The following is a 21,728-nucleotide window of genomic DNA, read 5'->3' on the forward strand; positions in this document are numbered from 1 at the left end:
ATGAGCTCGCGCCTCGATTACCTGCGCGACGGGCAAGCCATCTATGCCCGTTCCTTCGCGATGATCCGCGCCGAGGCCGACCTCGCCCGCTTCACCGGCGCCGCCGAGCGCGTGGTGGTGCGGATGATCCACGCCTGCGGCATGACCGACCTGCCGCGCGACGTGGAGGTCTCGGACAGCTTCGCGGCATCCGGCGAGGCGGCGCTCAGGGCCGGCGCCCCGATCCTGTGCGACGTGCGCATGGTGGCCGACGGCGTCACCCGTGCCCGCTTGCCGGCCAACAACCCGGTGATCTGCACGCTCGGCGACCCGCGCGTGCCGGACCTCGCCGCCGCCCTGGGCACGACCCGCTCGGCCGCCGCCATGGAGCTCTGGCGCGCGCATCTGCCGGGCAGCGTCGTCGCGGTCGGCAACGCGCCCACCGCCCTGTTCCGCCTGCTCGAACTGCTCGACGAGGGGATCGGCGCGCCAGCCGCCGTGATCGGGATTCCGGTGGGCTTCGTCGGCGCGGCGGAATCGAAGGAGGCGCTCGCGCGCGACGGGCGGGTGCCGTTCTGCGTCGTGCACGGGCGCCGCGGCGGCAGCGCCATGGCGGCGGCCGCCGTCAACGCGCTGGCGAACGAGGTCGAGTGATGGAGGCGGGCGAGCGCATCCCGCCGGCGGCCCCGGCCGCCTCGGAGGCATCGGAGGCCCCGGCAACCGTCACCACCGGCACCCTCTACGGTGTCGGGATGGGACCGGGCGAGCCGGAATACCTGACGGTCCGGGCCATGCGGGTGCTGGAGCGGGCGCCGGTGCTGGTCCATTTCTGCAAGAAGGGCCGGCGCGGCAATGCCCGCACCATCGCGGACGCGATCCTGCGCGATCCCGCCCGCGAATTCCCGCTGGCCTATCCCTACACCACCGAATTGCCGCCGGACCATGCCGACTACGTCGCGGCTTTGGCGGCCTTCTACGACGACGCGGCGGGGCAGCTCGCTGACCATCTCGGCGCCGGGCGCGACGTGGCGATCCTGTCGGAGGGCGATCCCTTCTTCTACGGCTCCTTCATGCATCTCTGGCGGCGCCTGAAGGACCGCTTCCCCGTGGAGGTGGTGCCGGGCGTCACCGGCATGTCGGGCTGCTGGACCCGGGCCGGCACGCCGATCACCTGGGGCGACGACGTCCTGACGGTCCTGCCCGCGACCCTGCCGGCCGCGACCCTGGCGGAGCGCCTGCGCGGCACGGACGCGGCCGTCATCATGAAGCTCGGCCGCCACCTGCCGAAGGTGCGCGCAGCCCTCGCCGAAGCCGGGCTCCTCGCCCGCGCGGTCTATGTCGAGCGCGGCACCATGGCGGGGGAGCGCGTGCAGGCGCTGGCCGACAAGCCCGACGACGAGGCGCCCTATTTCTCGATGGTGCTGGTGCCCGGCGAGGGGCGGCGGCCGTGAGCGGCAGCGTCGCGATCATCGGCCTCGGCCCCGGCGACCCGCGCCTGCTGACCGGCGCCGCGCAGGCCGCCCTCGACGCGGCCGAGGACCTGATCGGCTACATCCCCTACGTCGCCCGCGTGCCCGAGCGCGCAGGGTTGCGCCGGCATGCCAGCGACAACCGCGTCGAGGTCGACCGCGCCCGCCACGCCCTCGAACTCGCCGCCTCCGGCCGGCGCGTGGCGGTGGTCTCAGGGGGCGATCCCGGCGTCTTCGCCATGGCGGCGGCCGTGTTCGAGGCGGTGGAGGCAGGCGACCCCGCCTGGCGGCACCTGCCCATCACGGTCGAGCCCGGCATCACCGCGATGCTCGCCGCCGCCGCCCGGCTCGGGGCGCCCCTGGGGGGCGATTTCTGCGCGCTCTCCCTCTCCGACAACCTCAAGCCCTGGGACGTGATCACGGCCCGGCTCGACGCCGTGCTGCGGGCCGACCTCGTGGTGGCGCTCTACAACCCGATCTCCTCGGCCCGCCCCTGGCAGCTCGGCGCGGCGCTCTCCCTCGCGGCCGGGATCCGGGCACCCGAAACCCCCGTGATGCTGGCCCGCGCCGTGTCGCGGCCCGACGAGAATATCCGGGTCCTGACCCTCGCGCAGGCCCGCGAAGCCCCGGCCGACATGGCCACCCTGGTGATCATCGGGGCCTCGGCCACCCGCCTGATCCAGCGCGGGCCCGAGCTGCGGCCCTACGTCTACACCCCCCGCAGCGTGCCCGAAGCGGAGCCGGCGTGATGAATGGTGGCGCGACAGGCCCCCGCGCCCGGTCCGCGTCGCGCGCGCGGCCTCTCCCGGACCGGCGCGGTGACGGGCTCCGCTCACCCGCCGGCGAGGGCCGCCCCCGACAGGATCAGGGCGAGCGCGGCTTCCGCATCCGGCACCTGCGGCACGGCGGGCTTCTCGGGCCGCGCGACCATCACGACCCTCAGGCCGAGGCGGCGCGCGGCCAGGATCTTACCGTAGGTGGCAGCCCCCCCGGAATTCTTGCTGACCACGATCTCGATGCCGGCGCTCCCCAGGAACGCCGCCTCGGTGGCTGCGTCGAAGGGCCCGCGCGCCTGCAGCAGCGTGAGGCGCGGCACCGGCAGCATCGCGCCGACGGGCTCGATCGTGCGCACCACGTAATCGTGCTGGGGCGCGGCCGCGAAGGCCGCGAGCTCCTGCCGGCCGATCGTCAGGAAGACTCGGCGGGGCGCGGGCCCGAGCGCGGCCACCGCCTCCGCCATGCCGGCGACCTCCGTCCAGGCATCCTCCGGCTGGCGCGTCCAGGCCGGGCGGCGCAAGGCGAGGATCGGCACGCCGGCTTGCGCGGCCGCGAGCGCGGCGTTGCGGGACATCCGGGCCGCGAAGGGATGGGTCGCGTCGACGAGGAGGCCGATGCCCTCGCGGGCGAGGTGGCGGGCCAGGCCCTCCGGCCCGCCGAAGCCGCCGGTCCGCGTCGGGACGGGCTCGGGCTTCGGCGACGCGGTGCGGCCGGCGAGCGAGAGGGTGACGTCGCGGCCGGGCGTGCCGGCGAGGCCCCGTGCCAGGGTGCTCGCCTCGCCGGTGCCGCCGAGGATGAGGATGCGCATGGCCGCCTTGTCCACGAGGGCTGAGCCCGTGTCGAGCCGGGACGCGGCGCCTTGGCTCTCCGTCGTCGGGATCGGCGAGGACGGCCGGGCGGGCCTCGCGCCCGCCGCCGCCGCCGCGCTCGCGGGCGCCCGGATCGTCTATGGCGGGCGCCGCCACCTCGCGCTGGCCGGCCCGCTGGACGCCGAGACCCGCCCCTGGCCGAGCCCGATCACGCAGGCCTATCCGGAGATCCTGGCGCTGCGGGGCCGGCCGACCTGCATCCTGGCCACCGGCGACCCGTTCCATTACGGCATCGGGGCCGAGATCGCCCGCCTCGTGCCGGCGGCCGAGATCCGGGCCTTTCCCCAGCCCTCCGCCTTCAGCCTCGCCTGCGCCCGCCTCGGCTGGCCGCTCGCCGAATGCGCCTGCCTCACGCTCCACGGCCGGGCCCTGGCCCGCATCGTTCCCCATCTCCAGCCGGGCGCGCGCCTCCTCGTCCTGTCCTGGGACGAGACCACCCCGGCCGCCATCGCGGCCCTGATGCGCGAGCGGGGCTTCGGCGCCTCGACCCTGACGGTGCTGGAGGCGATGGGCGGGCCGCGCGAGCGCCTGCGCGGCGCGGCCGCGGCGGGCTTCGACCTCGCGGGCATCGACCCGCTCAACACCCTGGCGATCACGGTGGCGGCGGAGCCCGGCGCCCGCGTGGTTCCGCTGGCGCCCGGCCTCGACGATGCGTGGTTCGCGAGCGACGGGCAGCTCACCAAGGCGGAGATCCGGGCCGTGACCCTCGCGGCCCTCGCCCCCCGCCTCGGCCAGCGCCTCTGGGACATCGGCGGCGGCGCCGGCTCGGTCTCGATCGAGTGGATGCTGCGCCACCCCGCCATGCGGGCCGTCGCCATCGAGGCCCGGCCCGAGCGGGCCGCGCGCATCCGGCGCAACGCCGAGGCGCTCGGGGTGCCGGACCTCGCGGTGGTGGAGGGCCGGGCCCCGGCGGCGCTCGCCGGCCTGGCCCCCCCGGACGCGGTCTTCATCGGCGGCGGGATCAGCGCGCCCGGCCTCCTGCCCGCTGCCCTCGACGCCCTGCCCTCGGGCGGGCGCCTCGTGGCCAACGCCGTGACCCTGGAGGCCGAGGCCGTGCTGCTCGCCGCCTTCGCGGAGCGCGGCGGCAGCCTGCGGCGCCTCTCGGTCGCCCGCGCCGATCCGGTCGGCGGGCTGCATGGCTGGCGCCCGGCCATGCCCGTGACCCTATGGGCCTGGAGCAAGCCGTGAGCGTCGTCGCGGGGATCGGCTTCCGGCGCGGCACGACGGCCGACGAGATCGTCGCGCTCCTGCGGCGGGCGCTCGAGACGGCCGCCGCCGAGGGCCTCCTCGCGCTCGCCACCGCGGCCGACCGGGCCGACGAGCCGGCCTGCCGCGCGGCGGCCCGGGCCTTCGGGCTGGTGCCGGTGGGCGTCGCGCCGGAGGCGCTGGCCGCCGTCGACGCCCGGGTCCCGACGCGCTCGGCCCGGATCGAGCGCCTGCGCGGCCTCGGCTCCCTCGCGGAGGCCGCGGCGCTTGCGGCCGCCGGCGACGGCGCCCGCCTCATCCTTCCCCGCATCGCCAGCGCGGGGGCCACCTGCGCCCTCGCGCGGCCTGCCCCATGATCGTCTCCATGATCGTCGCCCGCCCATGACCATCCATTTCATCGGCGCCGGCCCCGGCGCCCCCGACCTCATCACGGTGCGCGGACGCGACCGCATCGCGGCCTGCCCGGTCTGCCTCTATGCCGGCTCCCTGGTGGCCCCCGAGATCCTGGGCTGGTGCCCGCCGGGCGCGCGCCTCATCGACACCGCGCCCCTCGACCTCGACGCGATCGTGGAGGCCTGCGCGACGGCGCATGCCCGGGGCGAAGACGTGGCGCGGCTGCATTCGGGGGACCTCTCGATCTGGAGCGCGCTCGCCGAGCAGACCCGCCGCCTCGAGGCCCTGGGCATCCCCTACACGGTGACCCCGGGGGTGCCGTCCTTCGCGGCCGCGGCGGCGCGGCTCGGGCGCGAGCTGACGGTGCCGGGCCTCGCCCAGTCGGTGGTGCTCACCCGCACCTCGGGGCGGGCCAGCGCCATGCCGGAGCGCGAGACCCTCGCGGCCTTCGCGGCGACCGGGGCGACGCTCGCGCTTCACCTCTCGATCCACGTGACGGACAAGGTCGTGGCCGAGCTGACGCCGTTCTACGGGCCGGATTGCCCGGTCGCGGTGGTGTTCCGGGCGAGCTGGCCGGACGAGCGCGTCCTCACCGGCACGCTCGCCACGATCGCGCGGGCGGTCGCGGAGTCGGGTCTGGAGCGCACCGCCCTGATCCTGGTCGGGCCCGCCCTCGCCCCGGGGGATTTTCGCGAGAGCGCGCTCTACGCAACCGATTATGATCGCCGCTTCCGCCCGACCGGCCGCCCGGCATGACCGCGCCTCGCATGAGCGCGTCTGGCATGAACGCGTCTGGCATGAACGCGCCGGGTCTCCTCGTCGCCGCCCCCCGGTCGAGCTCGGGCAAGACCACCGTGACCCTCGCGCTGATGCGGGCCTTGCGCCGGCGCGGCCTCGCCGTGCGCGGGGCGAAATGCGGGCCCGACTACATCGACCCGGCCTTCCACCAGGCCGCCACCGGGCATCCGAGCTTCAACCTCGACAGCTTCGCGATGCCGGACGCCCTGCTCGATGCGGTGGCGGCCCTCGCGACGGAGCGGGCCGACCTCGTCGTGGCCGAGGGCTCGATGGGGCTGTTCGACGGGATCGTGGCGGGCGAGGGCCGCACGGGGGCCAATGCCGACATCGCGGCGCGCTACGGCTGGCCCGTCCTGCTCGTCCTCGACGTCTCGGGCGCCGCGCAATCGGCCGCCGCCGTGGCGCTCGGCTGCGCCCGCTACGATCCGCGCCTGCGCATCGCCGGCGTGGTGCTGAACAAGGTCGCGAGCGCGCGCCACCGGCGCCTCGTGGAGGCGGGGCTCGCGCGCGTCGGGATCCCGGTTCTCGGCGCCCTGATGCGGGATGCGAGCCTCGTCCTGCCCGAGCGCCATCTCGGCCTCGTGCAGGCCCGCGAGACCTCGGATCTCGACGCGCGCCTCGACCGGCTCGCCGATCTCGCGGAGGCCGGGCTCGACCTCGACGCCATCCTGGCCTGCGCGGGCGGCGCCGGTCCGCCCGGGGCGGCGGGCGCCCCGTCCCGGCCCCCGGGCCAGCGCATCGCGGTGGCCTCCGATGCGGCCTTCTCCTTCCTCTACCCGCACATGGCGGCGGGCTGGCGCGCGGCGGGGGCCGAGATCGTGGCGTTCTCCCCCCTGGCCGACGAGGCCCCGCCGGCGGATTGCGACGCCTGCTGGCTCCCCGGCGGCTACCCGGAGCTGCATGCGGGGCGGCTCGCCGCGGCGGCGCGCTTCCTCGGGGGCCTGCGCGGCTTCGCGGCGGGCAAGCCCGTCCACGGGGAGTGCGGCGGCTACATGGTGCTAGGCGAGGGCCTGGAGGACGCGGCGGGGATCACCCACGCCATGGCGGGCCTCCTGCCGGTGGCGACCTCCTACCGGAGCCGCAAGCTCCATCTCGGCTACCGCGTCGCGACGCTGCTCGCGGACGGCGTGCTCGGGCGCGCGGGCAGCCGCTGCGTCGGCCACGAATTCCACTACGCGAGCGAGCTGACCGAGCCCCCCGTCGCCGCGAACGCGCTGGCGCAGGTGACCGACGCGGAAGGCGTGCCGCGCGGGCTCGCCGGCCACAGGCGCGGCCACGTCACGGGAAGCTTCTTTCACCTGATCGCGGGGGCTTGAGCGCGGGCGGTCAGCGCCCGCCCCGGCGGGCCACAGCCCGAGCGGGCCCGAGGCCGCGTTCCGGCTTCGGCACAGCTCGGGGCTCGGGCAAAGGGCACCCTTTGGAAAAGCTCACGCTTGGGCGAGGTTCACCCTCGGGCAAAGCTCACGCTTGGGCAAGGCTCAAGCCTCGGCGCGGCTCAAGCCTGGGCGAGGCTCAGGCCTCGGCGGGGCTCGCCACCGCGATGGCGGCCTGAACCGGCACCTGGCCGAGTTTGGAAGCGGTGCGCACGATCGCCAGCACGTCGCGGCGCATCTGATCGTCCTGGATCAGCGCGTAGGCGCGCAGCAGCTCGATCGCCCCATGGGCGTTGAGGAAGCCGAATACGTCCTCCTGGCCCTGGCCTCCGTTCTCGTTCTCCTCGAAGAAGGCGGAGACGGGCACCTCGAGGAGGCGGGCGATCTCGCGCAGGCGCCCGGCGCCGACGCGGTTCTGCCCCTTCTCGTATTTCTGAACCTGCTGGAAGGTCACCCCGACCGCGGTGCCGAGCGCCGTCTGGCTCATGCCGCGGGCCTTGCGCAACGCCGTGATCCGGATGCCGACGAGGCGGTCGACGTCGGTGGTCTGCTTGGGCATCATGGTTCAGACTGGTCCCTCTGCGAGTGTGCCCCTCCCGCCACCGGACCATTGGCGAGACGAACATGCGTTATAGAACGGCACGATCCGGGACACGAACGCGCGGCGGCACTTGACCTACCACCCTGATCCCGGCGGCATCCGGCCATTTCACCGCGAAACCCGCGCCCGTCGATCACACCGACGTGATCGACACGAGAGGTTCGAGCGGGCCCGCGGACGGTTGCCTCAGCAACAACTTGACCACGAACGGCTTAACAAATGCAAGCCTAACGGAACTTCATCTCACTGAAATGATGGACAATAAGTGCTGAGAAGTGACCGTCCTGGCCGTCGAGATGGAAGTCTCATCCGAACGGATGCAGCATCTGTCGCGGCAATGCGCCGAGTTCCGGGACGCCGAGATCATCGCTAGGGTCCTGGTGTATTCATTCCACAACGAAACCGAACGGAGACGAACCGATGTTCATTGCCATGAACCGATTCAAGGTGGTCAAGGACGCGACCGGAGATTTTGAGCAAGTTTGGCTCGGGCGCGACAGCCACCTCGGCGAAATGGCAGGTTTTGTCGAGTTCCAGTTGCTGCGCGGGCCCGAGCACGAGGACCACGTCCTCTACGCGTCGCACACGATCTGGCGCTCGAAGGCCGATTTCGAGGCCTGGACCCGGTCCGAGCAGTTCCGCAAGGCCCATAGCCGGGTGCCGACGACGAAGCCGCTCTATCTCGGGCACCCGCAATTCGAGGGATTCGAGACGATCCAGACCGTCGCGCAGGATGAGGCGGGCTCGGCCGACGCCGCCTGACGCGGCCCACCTTCGCGCACCTTCGCGCGCCCGAGGCCGGATGATTCGGCCCCGGGACCGGCGCCGCGCGGCGAGTCCGGAGGCCGGGCTCGCCGACGGCGCGCTTCTGCTTCGGAGCCTCGTCCCGGCGCGCGGGAGCGTCCGGGACACGTCGCGGCAGGCCGGCGACGCCTGTCTGTCCACAATCGTGCAAACGTTCACGATTATGTGATCGACCGCACGAACAGCATCAAGAATTCATTAACCTGTTTGCGCTGCGGAGATTTTTCTTCGCGAACCCGGCCGCGCGCCGCCCTCGCGCCGCCCGATGCGCATTTTCGGCATGTTGCGCGTGTTGCGTGAAACCACTACTCGCGCAAACGGGCGGGACGCTCTGAATCGGTACTCCACATCGAGGTCTGAAGCTTGCGCAGACGTCTCGGAGATCCGGGACTGACGGCAGACTTGTTTCAGTTCGGGACATCATCCGGTTCATGACGGAACATAGCGCCCGATGTTTCACGAACGTCTTCCCGAGACTTACGAGACGCTTCCGGCCGGCGCGCCGCGCCGCCGCGACGTCTGGGCCTCGCTGCTGCCGCGCCGCAGCCGGGCCGCGTTCCGTCTCGGCATCTCCGCCAGCGTGGCGGTCGCCGACTTCCTGACGATCTGCGGCACCGGCCTCCTGATCGAGGCCGCCTATTACTATGCCATGACGGGTCAGCTGATCCCGATGCACGAGGCGCGGAGCCTGCGCATCTCCGGCCTGATCGCGATCGTGGTCCTCCTGACGAACCTGTTCCGGGAGGAGTACAGCATCGACAACGCGCTGGCGCTGAAGCCCCATCTGCGCCGCGCCGCGACGCTCTGGCTCGCGGCCTGGGCGGTGGTGCTGGTGCTGGGCTTCGCCACCAAGACCACCACCGACTTCTCGCGCGTCGTCGCCGTGACCCTGTTCGTGGTCGGGCTGCCGGCGATGCTCGGCATGCGGGCCGGGATGATCGCCCTGGTGCGCCGGGGCATCACGCCGGCCTCGGCCTCGGTGAGCCGGGTCCATCTCGTGGGCTACGAGGAGGACATCGCGCGCTTCTACGCGAGCAACGATGCCGAGGCGCTCGGCCTGCGCGTCATCGGCACCAGCTACCTGCGCCGGATCGACCCGGCCGCCGACGCCGCCACCCGCCTGGCGCAGATGTCGGAGGATCTCGACCTCGCCGTGTCGGTGGTGCGCTTCCTGCGGCCCGACGACGTCTTCATCCTCGTGCCCTGGGCCGAGACCGCCGATGTCGAGCGCTGCATCGATGCCTTCCTGCGCGTGCCGGCGGCCCTGCACCTGCGCCCCGGGACGGTGCTCGACCGCTTCCCCGACATGCAGATCTCCCGCGTCGGCCGTCTGTCGGGCATCAATATCGGGCGGCGTCCGCTCAATCTCGGCGAGATCCTGCTGAAGCGCGCCTTCGACCTCGTGGTGGCGCTCACGGCCCTGGTGCTCCTCGCGCCGCTGCTCGCGGCGGTCGCGGTCCTGATCAAGCTCGACAGCCCCGGGCCGGTCTTCTTCCGGCAGAAGCGCTACGGCTTCAACCAGCAGCCCTTCGGGGTCTTCAAGTTCCGCAGCATGAAGGTGGAGGAGAACGCCGCCTTCCGGCAGGCGAGCCGCCACGATTCCCGCATCACGCGGGTCGGCGCGATGCTGCGCCGCTCGAACCTCGACGAGCTGCCCCAGCTCATCAACGTGGTGATGGGCGAGATGTCCCTCGTGGGTCCGCGCCCCCACGCCTTGGCGCATGACCGCAGCTTCGAGCGCCGCATCGCCCTCTACGCGCGCCGCCACAACGTGCGCCCCGGCATCACCGGCTGGGCGCAGGTCAACGGCCTGCGCGGCGAGACCCTGACCGACCTCGACATGGAGCGCCGGGTCCAGCACGACCTGCACTACATCGACAATTGGTCGATCTGGTTCGACATCCGGATCATGGTCCAGACCGTGATCTCGCCCTGCGCCTACCGGAACGCGTTCTGAGGCGCGGCGCCTCAGGCGCCCTTCCGGACGGCGGCCGCATGAGCGGCCCCCTCTTGGACAGCCCCCTCCTGCGCAACGCTCTCTTGCGCGTGCCCCTCGCGGCTGAGGCAGGCGCCGCACTCGCCTTCCACCTCGAGGATGCGGCTCGTCGGCCGGAAACCCGCCTGGGCCAGGGTGCGGCCGAGCTGGTCCTCGATCTCGGGCGAGGTGGTCTCGTCGATGCCCCCGCAGCTGCGGCAGATCAGGAAGACGAGGCCCGCCCCCGCCCCGTGGCTGTGTCCGCAGGACACGAAGGCATTGCGGCTGGCGATGCGGTGGACGAGGCCGTGCTCGGTCAGGAAGTCGAGGGCCCGGTAGACCGAGACCGCGGCGACGCGCCGGCCATCCCCGCTCAGGCGCTCGGCGATGTCGTAGGCGCCGAGCGGCTTGCCCTCGGCCGCGACGGTGCGCAGCACGTCCCGGCGCAGGCGGGTGAATTGCAGGTCGCGCTCGCCGCAGAATCGCTCGGCGCGGGCCAGCGCCTCGTCGACGCCGCCGCAGCACCCGTCATGGGCGGCCGCATGCTCGTGCATTTCATCCCCCGAATGACCCGCCCGGGCGGGCGTCGCACCCCGCGCGGACCTCGCCCAGACCCCCGCGGGGCCCTCGCCCGGATTCCCGCGGGGGCCCGGAGCGCCGGCCCCGATTGAACTCGGCGGGTGTTACAGTGTATCAGCCCCGAATATAAGACGCCGCTCAGCCCCCGGCAAATCCTCCGCGGGGCGTCGGGCGACGAGACAGGCATGCGGTCGCCCGCGCGTGCCGCCGAACCGGCCTCACCGTGACATCAACCGACCGGACCTCCAGCCTGCCCCGTGCCTCGCTCTTCCGCGCCGGCCTCGGGCTGCGCTCAGCCTGCGCGGCGGCCTTGTCGAGCCTTCTCTGGCTCGCGATCCTGTGGGCGATCGGATCATGACGGCGCTCCGCCCCGGCGCGATCGGCCTGCGCGGCCTCACCCTCGGCTACGAGCGCCACCCGGCCGTGCACCACCTCGACGGCACGATTCCAGCGGGCGACCTCCTGGCCCTCGTGGGCCCGAACGGGGCCGGCAAGTCGACCCTCCTCAAGGGCATCGTCGGCGAGATCCCGGCCCTCGACGGGCGCGTCGAGCGCTCGGGCGAGGCCCTCGCCTACCTGCCCCAGGCCGACGAGATCGACCGCAGCTTCCCGCTCAGCGTCCTCGACCTCGCCAGCATGGGCCTCTGGCGGCGCCTCGGCGCCTGGCGCAGCCTGATCGGGCGCCGGTCCGAGGTCGTGGCGGCGCTCCGGTCGGTGGGCCTCGACGGGTTCGAGGACCGGCCGATCGGCACGCTCTCGGGGGGTCAGTTCCAGCGCGCCCTGTTCGCCCGCCTGATCCTGCAGGATGCCCGCGTCATCCTCCTCGACGAGCCCTTCACGGGGATCGATGCTCGCACCACCGCCGATCTCGTCAGCCTGATCCGGGACTGGCACGCGGAGGGGCGCACCATCGTGGCGGCCCTGCACGACCTCGCGCAGGTGCGGGCGCATTTCCCCTCGACCCTGCTCCTCGCCCGCGAGCCCGTGGCCTGGGGCCCGACCCGGACCGTCCTGACCCCCGCCAACCTCGCCCGCGCCACCCGGATCTCGGAGGCCTGGGACGAGAACGCGGCGATCTGCGCCCGCGACCATGCGGGGCACGGGCATGACCACGCGCAAGAACACGGGCAAGAACACGGGCATTCCCACGCGCTCGCCGACGCGCACGACCACGCGACGACCCGCGACCCGCACCACCACGCCGATCACGGACCGGCACACGCCCACACCCACCGGCACGGAGACGCGGCGTGATCGACCAGCTCTTCGCGCCCTTCCTGGAATTCGGCTTCATGCGCCGGGCCCTCGTCGGCTGCCTCGCGCTCTCGCTCTCGGCCCCGCCCGTCGGCGTCTTCCTGATGCTGCGGCGGATGAGCCTGATGAGCGAGGCGATGAGCCACGCCATCCTGCCGGGCGCCGCCGCCGGCTTCCTGGTGGCGGGCCTGTCGCTCCCCGCGATGACGCTCGGCGGCCTTGCGGCGGGCCTCGCGGTGGCGCTGCTCGCGGGGCTCGTCACCCGCTCGACGGTGCTCAAGGAGGATGCGAGCCTGGCGGCCTTCTACCTGATCTCGCTCGCGGCCGGCGTGCTCCTGGTCTCGCTGCGCGGCTCGCAGATCGATCTCCTGCACATCCTGTTCGGCACCGTGCTGGCCCTCGACGACGCCGCCCTGCTGCTGCTCGGCGGCATCGCCACCGTGACGCTGTTCGCGCTGGCCGCCCTCTACCGGCCGCTGGTGATGGAATGCGTCGATCCGCTCTTCCTGCGCACCGTGAGCCGGGCGGGCGGGCCGGTTCACTTCGCCTTCCTGGCCCTCGTGGTGATGAACCTCGTGGGCGGGTTCCAGGCGCTCGGCACCTTGCTCGCCGTCGGGCTGATGCTGCTGCCCGCGATCACGGCGCGGTTCTGGGCCCGCGACCTCAGCGGCCTGATCCCGGCCTCGATGCTGGTCTCGACGCTGGCGAGCCTGATCGGCCTCAGCCTCTCCTACCATGCCGACCTGCCGACCGGCCCGGCCATCGTGCTCGCGGCGGGGGCGCTCTACCTCGTCTCGATGCTGGTCGGCCCGCGCGGCGGCCTCGTCTACCGCCTCGTGCGCCCGCGCCACCTCGAAGCCTGACGCCACCCTCTTGGCCTGACGCAACAGACCAGCCACCCTTAGAGGTGGAACAGGCTCATGATGCCGGCCACGATGGCGTAGACGAAGCCCGCATTGAGGGCGACGCCGAGCGCCCCGATCCCGAGCCCGACCAGGACGACGACGCCGTCGCGCTCCACCAGGCCGAGGCCGACGAGGCAGACCGCGAGGCCGAGGGGGATCTGGCCGACGACGGGCGCGGCGACGATCAGCGCCATCGCGAGGGTGAGCAGGATCAGCCCCATGCCGCGCATGCCGAGCGCGGATTCGAACACGCTCATCCGCGGGCGCGACCAGCGCTCCAGGCGCCGCAGCAGGGGCACGGCCCGGTTCACGGCCCGCTCCACGTCGCTGCGGGCGATCGAGCGGCCGAGCAGCATGCGGGGGAGCCAGGGCGCCGACATCCCGGCGGCGATCTGGGCGGCGACCAGCATCAGCAGCAGCCCGCAGATCAGCGGGATCGGCGGGGGCATGGGCAGGCAGTTCGGCAGCCCGAGCAGCACCACGAGCAGCGCGAAGGCCCGGTCGCGCAGCACCGCGACGATCTCGCCGACGGTCAGCCGATCGCCCTCCTGGCTCGCGAGCACGGTGAGGACATCGGAAGTTCGTGCACTTGAATACAAGGCTGGCCGCTGGCTGCTGTTCCCGGTCGGGGCTCTAGCCGATCTCGGACCCTGCGCCAAGCACGGGCGCCCCGGGGGTGCGGCGGCGGCGCGGTTCGGGCGACGCGCCCGGTGCGCGGACGCACGGGGCGCGCACGATATCGCTGAGGTTATTTTTTATGCATTTAGATGACGTAGAGTAATTTTTAGGTGAGCGCGGACAGGTTCGATGCGCTCCATTGAACAGACACGGATTATAGTGATCGATCTCAAATTCTTGAGGAGACAAAGCCCAGCAACTCACGCCAGAATGTATCTATTCCCAGCATCACTGCTTCCCAGGCCGGAGCCGTGAAGACCAGATCTGCGCGCCCGCTCCCGCCCATCCGCGCCGGCCGGCCCCGATGGGCTTGCCTCGCCGGGTCGCTCATCCTGCTGGCCACGGGGGCGAGCGCGGCGGAGGACGGGGTCAACGCGCTGCTGTTCGGGAGTCTCGACGTCGCCGCCGCGACCTTCGCGACGGCGGGCGTGAAGGTCGCCCTCGATCGCCTCGACCAGCCGGGCTTCGTCGCGCTGGCGAGCGCCGGGCTCGGGCGGCGCTTCGAGCGCAGCGCCTGCATCTGCGGCACGCGGACCGGCGTGGCGAGCCTGGCGCGCCACACCCTGCTGGGGTCGGCCCTCATCGGCTATCAATGGTTCGCCGATTGGGGCGTGGTCGCCGCCTATGCGGGCCCCGAGAGCAGCCGCGAGGCGATCCTCGACGGGAATGTCCTGCATGTCTTGCCGGGCCGTACCGGGCTCCGCCTGCAGGGGGAGATCTGGGCGCGGCCGAGCCCGGACACCCTCGTGAACGCGGTCGCGATCCTGGGCTCCGCCCGCGGAGACGCCTGGACCCGGGTGGCGCTCGGCTACCGCCTCTGGGACACCTATCTGGGCCCGGAACTCGGCCTCTACGCCGACCGGACCGGCTACCGGAAATGGAATCTCGGGCTGCACGCGACGGATTTCGCGCTTGCCCGCTTCAGCCTGCGCGTCTCGACGGGGATTCAGTTCGAATCGAGCCGGGGCTCGGGCAGCCCCTACGTGGCGCTCTCGGTCTGGACGGGTCTCTGACGGCCCCCGCCCCCGAGGCCGAGGGCGAGCTGGCCCTCGGGCGCGGCATCCGCCTCCCCCGCGAGGCCGGCGAGGAAGCGGCCCGCATCGGCGCGGATCTCGGCCCGGCGCGGCTCGCTCATCCGCGCCAGGGTCCGGTAGGGCATCGCCATGCGGGGATTGCCGGCCAGGCGCGCCTCGTTCTCGATCAGGAAGTTCCAGTAGAGATAGTTGAACGGGCAGGCCGCCGGGCCGGCCTTGGCCTTCACGTCGTAGGCGCAGCCCGCGCAGTAATCCGACATCCGGTCGATATAGGCGCCGGAGGCCGCGTAGGGCTTCGAGCCCATGATGCCGCCATCGGCCCACAGCACCATGCCGTGGACATTGGGCAGTTCCACCCATTCGTAGGCGTCGGCATAGACCACGAGGTACCATTCCTCGACCTGGGCCGGGTCGATCCCGGCGATGAGCGCGAAGTTGCCCGTCACCATCAGGCGCTGGATGTGGTGCGCGTAGGCCTGCGCCCGGGTGTCGCCGATGCACTGGGCGAGGCAGTTCATGGCGGTCTCGCCGGACCAGTAGAACCAGGGCAGGTCGCGCTTGGCCGCGAGCGCGTTGGTGCGCGCGTAATCGGGCATGCGGGCCCAGTAGAGGCCGCGCACGTATTCGCGCCAGCCGAGGATCTGCCGGATGAAGCCCTCGACGGCGTTGAGGGGCGCCGCGCCGTCCCGGTAGGCGCGCTCGGCCGCCACGCAGACCTCCTCGGCCGTCAGGAGCCCCGCATTGAGGGCCGGCGCGATCATGGCGTGGTAGAGGAAGGGCTCGCCGGCCTTCATCGCGTCCTGGTAATCCCCGAAGGCGGGCAGGCAGGCCTCGATGAAATGCGCCAGGGCCGCGAGCGCGTCGGCCCGGGTCACCGGCCAGGCGAAGCCGTCGAGGTCGCCGAAATGGTCGGCGTAGCGGGCCGCCACGAGGTCGATCACCGCCCGGGTGGTCGCGTCGGGGGAGAAGCCCAGGCGCGCCGGCACCGAGGCGCCCTTCGGCAGGCGCTTGCGGTTGAGCGGGTCGAAGTTCCACTGCCCGCCGGCCGGCTCGGATCCCTCCATCAGGAAGCCGGTGCGGCGGCGCATGCCGCGGTAGAAGGTCTCCATCCTGAGGCTCCGCCGGTTGCCAGCCCAGGCGGCGAAATCCGCGCGCGGGCAGAGGAAGCGGTTGTCGGGCCGGATCTCCACCGGCACGGGCAGGTCCGCCCGCCAACCCTGCATCATCTCCCAGACGCGCCACTCGCCGGGCTCGGTGACGACGACGCGGTCCGGCGCGTGCCGGGCGAGCGCCCGGGCCAGTTCCCCCGTGAAGCTGCCGGTGTTGCCGGGCGCGTCGACCCGCACGTAATCGACCGCGATCCCCTCGGATTCGAGTTCGGCCGCGAAGTGGCGCATGGCCGAGAACAGGAAGGCGATCTTCTGCTTGTGGTGGCGGACATAGGTCGCCTCCGCCTCGACCTCGACGAGGAGCACGACGTCGCGCTCGGGATCGAGGTCGGTCAGCGTCGAGACCCGGCGATGGAGCTGGTCGCCGAGGAGGAAGCGCAGAATCCGGGGCGCCCGCCGCGCGGCGCGAGCGGCCACGCGTCAGCCCTTGGTGCGCAGCATCGAGCGGCCGCCATCGGCGCCGATGATCTGGCCGGTGATCCAGCCCGCCTCTTCCGAGACGAGGAAGCTCGCCAGCGCGGCGATGTCCTCGGGGGTGCCCAGCCGCTGCAGGGCGTGCATGGCGGCGATGCCGGAGGCGAGCGTCTCGTTGCCCGTGATGGCGGCGGCGAGCGGCGTGCGGGTGAGCGAGGGCGCCACCACGTTGACCCGGATCTGGGGCGCCAGCTCGGCCGCGAGCGAGAGGGCGAGCCCCTCGACCGCCCCCTTCGCCATCGCCACGGAGGCGTGGGAGGGGAAGCCCTGGGCCACCGCCACCGTGGAGAACAGCACGACGCCCGCCCCCGCCGCGCCGGCGCCCGCCTTCAGGGCCGGGGCCGCCGCCTGGAGCGCCAGGAAGGCCCCGAGCGCGTTGACGCGGAAATCGGTCTCGATGTCCTCGGGGCTCAGCCGGGCGAGGTGGCGCAGGTTGATGGTGCCGACCGCGTAGACGAGGCCGCCGAGCCGCGCCCCGGCCTCCTTGGCGACCTGGTCGGCCAGCCCCGGCTCGGTCACGTCGCCCGCCGTGATGGTGGTGTCGCCGAGATGGTCGGCGGCCTCCTCGAGCCGCGCGGCGTCGCGGGCGACGAGGTGCAGCGGGTAGCCGCGGGCCCTGAGCGCCCGGGCGGTGGCCCGCCCGATGCCGCCGGTGCCGCCGTAGATCACAACCCGTTGCATCGGCGCTCCCTTTGCCCGCAGGATCGTTTAGGTAACGCGCGGACGGCCCGCGTGGAGTCGCCCCGGCGGCCCCCTCCCGGTCCGTATGGTCGCAGCTTCGTGTTTCGGGATGGCCCCGCTCGGCGGCGTCAGGAGCATCATGAAATTCGCCTTCGCGGGCATCGACTTCCTCGGCGGTGTGTTCGATGCGCTGGTCCAGGCCGGCTGGACGCCGATCAAGCTGTTCACCCGCCCCTGCGACGGGCTCTACGACCACAACGAGGTGGTGGTGGCCCAGGCCCGGCAGCGCCGCCTGCCGATGCAGCTCTCGCGGATCCGGCAGGCCGACCTCGATGCGCTGCACGCCCAGCACGGCAAGGATTGGGCGCTCGTCGTCTCGGGCTATCCCTGGCTCGTGACCGGCTGGCGCGGGCGCGCCGCCTACGGGCTCAACCTCCACCCCTCGCCCCTGCCCACGGGCCGGGGCCCCTACCCGCTGTTCCAGGCGATCCTCGACGGCTACGAGAGCTGGGGCGTCACCGCCCACGTCCTCGCGGAGGACGGGTTCGACACCGGCGACATCCTCGCGCAGGACGTCTTCCCGATCTCGGCGCAGGAGACGCACGAGAGCCTGCTGGCCAAGTGCCAGCTCGCGGCCCGGCGCCTCGCCTCCGGGCCGATCGCCCGGGAGCTGCCCCAGCGCTGGCGCCGGCCCGAGCCGCAGGGCGACGGCTCCTACTGGGCCCGCGTCAGCGACCACGACCGCACCCTCGACTTCCGCAAGGAGGTCGACGCCATCCTGCGCCGGGTCCGGGCCTTCGGCAGCATCGAGACCATCGCGCGCCTCGGCGACGCCCGGGTCTTCGTGGCCGCCGCCGACGGCTGGCGGGAGGCCCACACCCTGACGCCCGGCACCGTGGTCCACCGCTACCGCCGCAGCGTCGTGGTGGCGGCCCGGGACGGCTACGTCGTGCTCACCCGCTGGAGCCCCGTGCCGCTGACCGAAGCCGCCCAGATCGGGCGCTGACCGGGAGCGATCATGCCGCCGATGCGCCGGAAGGGCGACCTGCCGACCAAGACCTGCGCCCAATGCGGCAAGCCCTTCGCGTGGCGCAAGAAATGGGAACGGGTCTGGGACGAGGTCCGCTACTGCTCCGACCGCTGCCGGGCCGAGGCGAAGCGGGGACGGGCGGGCTGAACCGGCCGCCCGCATCGCGATATTTGCTCTGCCGCTACCGAGGCTTCCGGCCGAGCCCGGCGATCCGACGCGAACCCACCACGTCTTCCCAGGGCCGCGCGAGCGGAGCCCAGCATCAAGAGGTGATCAAGCTCGGCACCGTCGCAGCGCCTGGGTTCCGGGCTCGTCCCAGAACGACGGTGTGGGTCTGTCAACGCACGGCCTTGTCCTGCCCCGGGTCCCCTCTCCCGTCCGGGAGAGGTCTGCTGTCGCAGACAGCCGGGTGAGGGGTGCGCCCTGTCCGGGGATGTCGCATCCCTCACCCGGTCGGCTGGCGCCGACTCGACCTCTCCCGAACGGGAGAGGTGGGCGGCAGCGTCGTTCCAAGACCCCGCTTCGCGGCCTCGGGATGACGGCGCGGGCAGCGCGACGGGCTCCCTCTCCCGTGCGGGAGAGGGTTGGGGTGAGGGGTGCGCCCTCTCCGGAAAGGCCGCATCCCTCACCCGGTCGGCTGGCGCCGACTCGACCTCTCCCGAACGGGAGAGGTGGGGCGCCGCGCTCTAGGTCATCTCAAGCCAACGCGCTGGCCGACCCTGCCGCGGGTCCCCTCTCCCGTCCGGGAGAGGGACAGGGTGAGGGGTGCGACTTCTCCGGAAAGGCCGCATCCCTCACCCGGTCGGCTCGCGCCGACTCGACCTCTCCCGAACGGGAGAGGTGGCGGCATCCGGATCCTCGCCAGTCTCGGCGGTGTCCTCGACCCTAGCCCCCGCTCAGCCCCGCGAGCGCGGCCGGCGTGTCGATGTCCAGCGCCGTGCCCGCGTCGCCGGGGATCTCCAGCACGTCCGCGCGGCCCGCGAGGATCGGCCCGGCGCCCCGGTCGCCACCGAGGCGGGCGAGGTCGGGGGCGAGGCGGTGGCGGTTGAGGAGGACCGGGTTGCCGCGGCGGCCGGCATGGACCGGCACCACCGCGGCGGGGAGCGGGTCGGCCGCCGCGAAGGCCGCGACCAGACGGTCGAGCTGGGCGGGGGTGACGCGCGGCATGTCGCCGAGGAGCACGAGGGCGCCGATGACGGTCTCCGGCAGGGCGGAGAGCCCGACCCGCAGAGAGGTCGAGAGGCCGGCCGCGTAATCGGGATTCTCCACGAGGGCGAGATCGAGCCCGCTGAGCGCCGCCCGAACCGCCTCCGCATGGGCGCCGAGCACGACGATGACGGGCCCGGCGCGCGCGGCGAGCGCCGCCTCGGCGGCGTGGCGCACCAGGGGCTTGCCCGCGAGATCGGCGATGAGCTTCGGGGCCGGGCCGAAGCGGGTGCCGCGGCCGGCCGCGAGCAGCACCGTGCCGACGGCCGCCTCAGGCATCGTCCTCGTCCGACGCGGCGCTCGCGCCGCCGGCGCGGGGCTGGGGCCGCGAGACGATCTCCATCAGGAGGCCGCCGACGCCGAGCCCCACGATGTCGGCGCGGCTGACCGGCAGGGCGGCGAGGAGGCGGTGCAGCACCCAGTCGAAGCCGTTCTCCTTGAGCGAGCGGGCGCAGCCGGGCGCGCCGATCACCGGCACGCCGGCGCGGGCGCCGACGAGGAGCAGGTTGCCGGGATCGACCGGCATGCCGAGATGCGCCACCGTGCCGCCCGCCGCCTCGATCCCGGCCGGGATCACGTCGCGCCGGTCGGCGATGGCCGAGGCGCCGAAGATCACGGCGAGCTCGGCGCCTGCCGCGATCACCCCCGCCAGCGCCTCCGCGACGGCCTCGGGCGCGTGCGGCACCTGGCGCTCGGCGACGATCGCGGCGCCGGTGGGCGCGAGGCGGTGGCGCAGGTTGCGCAGGGTCTTGTCGATGGCCGCCTCCTTGAGGCCGGGCAGCACCGTCGAGACCACGCCGACCCGGGCGAGACGATAGGGCGCGATGCCGAGGAGGCCGGGATCGGCGGCCGCGCAGGCCTCGTCCAGGAGGGCGCCCGGCACCGCGTAGGGGATGATCTTGACGGTCGCCACCATCTCGCCCGCCACCACGGGCTTCAGCGGCGCCAGGGTCGCCACCGTGATCGCCTCGTCGACGGCGTTCACGGCGTCGATCCCGGCCCGCCCGACCTGCAGCAGGCCGTTCTCCACGGCAAACAGGTTGCAGCGCCCGGTGAACGGCGCGTCGCGGCGCAGGCCCGCCCCGGTCAGGCGGCCGGCCAGGCGCTCCGCCGCCGCATCCTCGCCGACATCGCCGGCCTCGAGGGTGACGGCCACGATCTCGCGCAGGCCCGCCGCCAGGAGACCGTCGGCGATCTCGGGCAGGATCGGGTTGCCCTTGCGCAGCGCGATCGCGCCGGCCTTGACCGAGTGGGCCGCGATCAGGCCGGCGGCCTCGCGGACGGGAACGGTGCCGAACTTCACGGGGCGGCCTTGATCCGGTCCCGGCGGAGCGTCGCGACGATCTGGGCGAGGATCGACAGCGCGATCTCGGCCGGGCTCACCGCCCCGAGATCGAGGCCGATCGGCGCCTGGATGCGGGCGATCTCGTCCGGGGTGAAGCCCGCCGCGGCGAGCCGCTCGACGCGGGCCGCGTGGGTCTTGCGCGAGCCGAGCGCCCCGACATAGACGCAGCCCGCCCGCAGGGCCGCGCTCAGGGCCGGGTCGTCGATCTTCGGATCGTGCGTGAGGGCCGCCACCGCGCAGTAGCGGTCGAGGGGCGGGACCGGGCCGGCGAGCGCCGCCTCCGGCCATTCCGCCACCAGCGGCACGCCGGGGAAGCGCTCGGGCGTCGCGAAGGCCTGGCGCGGGTCGATCACCGTGACGGCGAGATCGAGGCACGCCGCCATCGGGGCGAGGGCCTGGCTGATATGGACGGCCCCGATCACCACGAGGCGCACGGGCGGAACCTGCACGGTGAGGAAGAGCTCGCGCCCGTCCGCAACCGCGAGCCCGCTCCGGCCGGCGGCGAGATGCGCCCGGAGCGTGTCGGCCAGCGGGTCGGCGGCGATCTCGGCCTCGCGCACGAGGCGCTGGTGCCCCTCCGCGATGTCGGTGACGAGGATGGCGGCGCGGCGGGCGGCCCGCTCGGCGTTGAGGAGGGCGAGGGTCTCGGCCAGCATGGTCAGTCGATCCGCTCGAGGAAGATGCGGATGCGCCCGCCGCAGGAGAGGCCGACCTCCCAGGCGGTCGCGTCGGCGACCCCGAACGCGATGACGCGCGGCTGCCCCGCCTCGATCACCTCGAGGGCCTCGGTGATGACGGCGCCCTCGACGCAGCCGCCCGAGACCGAGCCGAGGAAGTTGCCCTCCTGGTCGATCACCAGGTGGCTGCCGACCGGCCGGGGCGCGGAGCCCCAGGTCTCGATCACGGTGGCGAGCGCCACGGGGCGCCCGTCGCGCCGCCAGCGTTCGGCGGCGGCGAGGATGTCGGTTTCGGTGGCGATCATGGTCTCGGGGTCCCGGGGCACGGCCTCGCGCGAACGGCCTCCCCGCTTTCCTAGATGAGGGCGGGCCGCGCAAAGTCCACTGCACCCGGCGCAAGGCCGGCGGGGCGTTCCGCGATCCCGCCCGGCCTTGCGCGGGCGCGGCGCCGG

Annotated in this window: 24 protein-coding genes; 14 read left to right on the plus strand and 10 right to left on the minus strand. The window is 73.4% G+C overall.

The window, feature by feature from the left end; translation table 11 throughout:
* The 3 genes from F6X53_RS10020 to cobJ are packed head-to-tail and all read left to right on the plus strand — an operon-like array spanning position 1 to position 2,197.
* On the plus strand, positions 1-633 hold the full coding sequence (locus F6X53_RS10020; protein WP_150999877.1) for a precorrin-8X methylmutase: 633 nt from the start codon (positions 1-3) through the stop codon (positions 631-633).
* Positions 633-1,430 carry a precorrin-2 C(20)-methyltransferase gene (locus tag F6X53_RS10025; protein WP_280526016.1) on the plus strand — a complete coding sequence of 266 codons (798 nt, stop codon included), beginning with the start codon at positions 633-635 and terminating at the stop codon, positions 1,428-1,430. The genes F6X53_RS10020 and F6X53_RS10025 overlap by 1 nt, the downstream gene beginning before the upstream one ends.
* The gene (cobJ, locus tag F6X53_RS10030) at positions 1,427-2,197 is read left to right on the plus strand and encodes a precorrin-3B C(17)-methyltransferase (protein ID WP_150999878.1); all 771 of its coding nucleotides are present in this window, start codon (positions 1,427-1,429) and stop codon (positions 2,195-2,197) included. Before F6X53_RS10025 ends, cobJ begins: the two co-directional genes overlap by 4 nt.
* A gap of 83 nt (positions 2,198-2,280) precedes the next feature.
* Here cobJ and F6X53_RS10035 read toward each other — a convergent pair whose 3' ends face one another.
* Positions 2,281-3,033, minus strand: coding sequence for a cobalt-precorrin-6A reductase (locus F6X53_RS10035; protein ID WP_150999879.1), 753 nt, complete (start codon positions 3,031-3,033; stop codon positions 2,281-2,283).
* Between F6X53_RS10035 and cbiE the strand changes: the two genes are divergently transcribed.
* From cbiE to F6X53_RS10055, 4 genes are read left to right on the plus strand one after another with little or no spacing between them, the layout of a single operon-like run.
* On the plus strand, positions 3,032-4,282 hold the full coding sequence (gene cbiE / locus F6X53_RS10040) for a precorrin-6y C5,15-methyltransferase (decarboxylating) subunit CbiE (RefSeq protein ID WP_150999880.1): 1,251 nt from the start codon (positions 3,032-3,034) through the stop codon (positions 4,280-4,282). The genes F6X53_RS10035 and cbiE overlap by 2 nt on opposite strands.
* Positions 4,261-4,656, plus strand: a complete 396-nt coding sequence (locus F6X53_RS10045; RefSeq protein WP_150999881.1) for a cobalamin biosynthesis protein — start codon at positions 4,261-4,263, stop codon at positions 4,654-4,656. The genes cbiE and F6X53_RS10045 overlap by 22 nt, the downstream gene beginning before the upstream one ends.
* A 25-nt stretch (positions 4,657-4,681) precedes the next feature.
* Complete coding sequence (gene cobM, locus F6X53_RS10050; RefSeq protein WP_150999882.1) at positions 4,682-5,449, plus strand: precorrin-4 C(11)-methyltransferase; 768 nt, start codon at positions 4,682-4,684, stop codon at positions 5,447-5,449.
* A 41-nt stretch (positions 5,450-5,490) separates the two neighbouring features.
* On the plus strand, positions 5,491-6,807 hold the full coding sequence (locus F6X53_RS10055) for a cobyrinic acid a,c-diamide synthase CobB (RefSeq protein WP_150999956.1): 1,317 nt from the start codon (positions 5,491-5,493) through the stop codon (positions 6,805-6,807).
* Between the two features lie 196 nt (positions 6,808-7,003).
* Here the strand turns inward: F6X53_RS10055 and F6X53_RS10060 are convergent, their stop codons facing one another.
* A complete protein-coding gene (locus F6X53_RS10060; protein ID WP_150999883.1) occupies positions 7,004-7,426 on the minus strand; it encodes a helix-turn-helix domain-containing protein in 423 nt (140 codons plus the stop codon).
* Positions 7,427-7,885: 459 nt separating this feature from the next.
* Between F6X53_RS10060 and hmuQ the strand changes: the two genes are divergently transcribed.
* Both hmuQ and F6X53_RS10070 read left to right on the plus strand, forming a co-directional pair.
* Positions 7,886-8,227, plus strand: coding sequence for a heme-degrading protein HmuQ (gene hmuQ, locus F6X53_RS10065; protein ID WP_150999884.1), 342 nt, complete (start codon positions 7,886-7,888; stop codon positions 8,225-8,227).
* 493 nt (positions 8,228-8,720) lie between these two features.
* A complete protein-coding gene (locus tag F6X53_RS10070) occupies positions 8,721-10,226 on the plus strand; it encodes an undecaprenyl-phosphate glucose phosphotransferase (RefSeq protein ID WP_150999885.1) in 1,506 nt (501 codons plus the stop codon).
* An 11-nt stretch (positions 10,227-10,237) separates the two neighbouring features.
* On the opposite strand, the gene F6X53_RS10075 is transcribed toward F6X53_RS10070, so the two are convergent.
* Positions 10,238-10,798 (minus strand): Fur family transcriptional regulator, encoded by a 561-nt coding sequence (locus F6X53_RS10075; protein ID WP_150999886.1) that lies wholly within the window; start codon positions 10,796-10,798, stop codon positions 10,238-10,240.
* Between the two features lie 379 nt (positions 10,799-11,177).
* On the opposite strand from F6X53_RS10075, the gene F6X53_RS10080 reads away from it, so the two are divergent.
* Together F6X53_RS10080 and F6X53_RS10085 are read left to right on the plus strand one after the other, a co-directional pair.
* On the plus strand, positions 11,178-12,077 hold the full coding sequence (locus F6X53_RS10080) for a metal ABC transporter ATP-binding protein (protein WP_150999887.1): 900 nt from the start codon (positions 11,178-11,180) through the stop codon (positions 12,075-12,077).
* A gap of 38 nt (positions 12,078-12,115) precedes the next feature.
* On the plus strand, positions 12,116-12,940 hold the full coding sequence (locus F6X53_RS10085) for a metal ABC transporter permease (RefSeq protein ID WP_150999957.1): 825 nt from the start codon (positions 12,116-12,118) through the stop codon (positions 12,938-12,940).
* 38 nt (positions 12,941-12,978) lie between these two features.
* On the opposite strand, the gene F6X53_RS10090 is transcribed toward F6X53_RS10085, so the two are convergent.
* Positions 12,979-13,581 (minus strand): exopolysaccharide biosynthesis protein, encoded by a 603-nt coding sequence (locus tag F6X53_RS10090; protein WP_280526017.1) that lies wholly within the window; start codon positions 13,579-13,581, stop codon positions 12,979-12,981.
* Between the two features lie 330 nt (positions 13,582-13,911).
* Here F6X53_RS10090 and bcsS point away from each other — a divergent pair, with 330 nt between their 5' ends.
* Positions 13,912-14,673, plus strand: coding sequence for a cellulose biosynthesis protein BcsS (gene bcsS, locus F6X53_RS10095; RefSeq protein WP_238296800.1), 762 nt, complete (start codon positions 13,912-13,914; stop codon positions 14,671-14,673).
* Here bcsS and F6X53_RS10100 read toward each other — a convergent pair.
* Complete coding sequence (locus F6X53_RS10100; protein ID WP_150999889.1) at positions 14,640-16,280, minus strand: cryptochrome/photolyase family protein; 1,641 nt, start codon at positions 16,278-16,280, stop codon at positions 14,640-14,642. The genes bcsS and F6X53_RS10100 overlap by 34 nt on opposite strands.
* Before the next feature lie 3 nt (positions 16,281-16,283).
* Positions 16,284-17,018 (minus strand): SDR family NAD(P)-dependent oxidoreductase, encoded by a 735-nt coding sequence (locus tag F6X53_RS10105; protein ID WP_150999890.1) that lies wholly within the window; start codon positions 17,016-17,018, stop codon positions 16,284-16,286.
* Between the two features lie 139 nt (positions 17,019-17,157).
* Here F6X53_RS10105 and F6X53_RS10110 point away from each other — a divergent pair, with 139 nt between their 5' ends.
* Together F6X53_RS10110 and F6X53_RS10115 are read left to right on the plus strand one after the other, a co-directional pair.
* Positions 17,158-18,024: a formyltransferase family protein gene (locus F6X53_RS10110; RefSeq protein WP_150999891.1), complete on the plus strand. Its 867-nt coding sequence runs from the start codon at positions 17,158-17,160 to the stop codon at positions 18,022-18,024.
* 12 nt (positions 18,025-18,036) lie between these two features.
* Positions 18,037-18,195, plus strand: coding sequence for a DUF2256 domain-containing protein (locus F6X53_RS10115; RefSeq protein ID WP_191970779.1), 159 nt, complete (start codon positions 18,037-18,039; stop codon positions 18,193-18,195).
* 738 nt (positions 18,196-18,933) lie between these two features.
* On the opposite strand, the gene F6X53_RS10120 is transcribed toward F6X53_RS10115, so the two are convergent.
* The 4 genes from F6X53_RS10120 to F6X53_RS10135 are packed head-to-tail and all read right to left on the minus strand — an operon-like array spanning position 18,934 to position 21,581.
* Positions 18,934-19,533 (minus strand): nucleotidyltransferase family protein, encoded by a 600-nt coding sequence (locus tag F6X53_RS10120; protein WP_150999892.1) that lies wholly within the window; start codon positions 19,531-19,533, stop codon positions 18,934-18,936.
* Complete coding sequence (locus F6X53_RS10125; RefSeq protein ID WP_150999893.1) at positions 19,526-20,557, minus strand: molybdopterin-binding protein; 1,032 nt, start codon at positions 20,555-20,557, stop codon at positions 19,526-19,528. The genes F6X53_RS10120 and F6X53_RS10125 overlap by 8 nt, the downstream gene beginning before the upstream one ends.
* Entirely contained in the window at positions 20,554-21,255 is a 702-nt protein-coding gene (locus F6X53_RS10130) for an XdhC family protein (RefSeq protein ID WP_150999894.1), read from the minus strand. The genes F6X53_RS10125 and F6X53_RS10130 overlap by 4 nt, the downstream gene beginning before the upstream one ends.
* 2 nt (positions 21,256-21,257) lie before the next feature.
* Complete coding sequence (locus tag F6X53_RS10135) at positions 21,258-21,581, minus strand: XdhC family protein (protein ID WP_150999895.1); 324 nt, start codon at positions 21,579-21,581, stop codon at positions 21,258-21,260.
* Positions 21,582-21,728 lie beyond the last annotated feature (147 nt).

The organism is Methylobacterium soli (genome assembly GCF_008806385.1).
GTDB classification, from domain to species: Bacteria; Pseudomonadota; Alphaproteobacteria; order Rhizobiales; family Beijerinckiaceae; genus Methylobacterium; species Methylobacterium soli.

Excerpts from the sequence above, each read along its gene's own strand:
- F6X53_RS10020 (WP_150999877.1), top strand. The coding sequence starts at position 1 with ATGAGCTCGCGCCTCGATTACCTGCGCGACGGGCAAGCCATCTATGCC.
- F6X53_RS10025 (WP_280526016.1), top strand. The coding sequence starts at position 633 with ATGGAGGCGGGCGAGCGCATCCCGCCGGCGGCCCCGGCCGCCTCGGAG.
- cbiE (WP_150999880.1), top strand. The coding sequence starts at position 3,032 with ATGGCCGCCTTGTCCACGAGGGCTGAGCCCGTGTCGAGCCGGGACGCG.
- F6X53_RS10035 (WP_150999879.1), bottom strand. The coding sequence starts at position 3,033 with ATGCGCATCCTCATCCTCGGCGGCACCGGCGAGGCGAGCACCCTGGCA.
- F6X53_RS10045 (WP_150999881.1), top strand. The coding sequence starts at position 4,261 with ATGGGCCTGGAGCAAGCCGTGAGCGTCGTCGCGGGGATCGGCTTCCGG.
- cobM (WP_150999882.1), top strand. The coding sequence starts at position 4,682 with ATGACCATCCATTTCATCGGCGCCGGCCCCGGCGCCCCCGACCTCATC.
- F6X53_RS10055 (WP_150999956.1), top strand. The coding sequence starts at position 5,491 with ATGAACGCGCCGGGTCTCCTCGTCGCCGCCCCCCGGTCGAGCTCGGGC.
- F6X53_RS10060 (WP_150999883.1), bottom strand. The coding sequence starts at position 7,426 with ATGATGCCCAAGCAGACCACCGACGTCGACCGCCTCGTCGGCATCCGG.
- hmuQ (WP_150999884.1), top strand. The coding sequence starts at position 7,886 with ATGTTCATTGCCATGAACCGATTCAAGGTGGTCAAGGACGCGACCGGA.
- F6X53_RS10070 (WP_150999885.1), top strand. The coding sequence starts at position 8,721 with ATGTTTCACGAACGTCTTCCCGAGACTTACGAGACGCTTCCGGCCGGC.
- F6X53_RS10075 (WP_150999886.1), bottom strand. The coding sequence starts at position 10,798 with ATGCACGAGCATGCGGCCGCCCATGACGGGTGCTGCGGCGGCGTCGAC.
- F6X53_RS10080 (WP_150999887.1), top strand. The coding sequence starts at position 11,178 with ATGACGGCGCTCCGCCCCGGCGCGATCGGCCTGCGCGGCCTCACCCTC.
- F6X53_RS10085 (WP_150999957.1), top strand. The coding sequence starts at position 12,116 with ATGCGCCGGGCCCTCGTCGGCTGCCTCGCGCTCTCGCTCTCGGCCCCG.
- F6X53_RS10105 (WP_150999890.1), bottom strand. The coding sequence starts at position 17,018 with ATGCAACGGGTTGTGATCTACGGCGGCACCGGCGGCATCGGGCGGGCC.
- F6X53_RS10110 (WP_150999891.1), top strand. The coding sequence starts at position 17,158 with ATGAAATTCGCCTTCGCGGGCATCGACTTCCTCGGCGGTGTGTTCGAT.
- F6X53_RS10115 (WP_191970779.1), top strand. The coding sequence starts at position 18,037 with ATGCCGCCGATGCGCCGGAAGGGCGACCTGCCGACCAAGACCTGCGCC.
- F6X53_RS10120 (WP_150999892.1), bottom strand. The coding sequence starts at position 19,533 with ATGCCTGAGGCGGCCGTCGGCACGGTGCTGCTCGCGGCCGGCCGCGGC.
- F6X53_RS10130 (WP_150999894.1), bottom strand. The coding sequence starts at position 21,255 with ATGCTGGCCGAGACCCTCGCCCTCCTCAACGCCGAGCGGGCCGCCCGC.
- F6X53_RS10135 (WP_150999895.1), bottom strand. The coding sequence starts at position 21,581 with ATGATCGCCACCGAAACCGACATCCTCGCCGCCGCCGAACGCTGGCGG.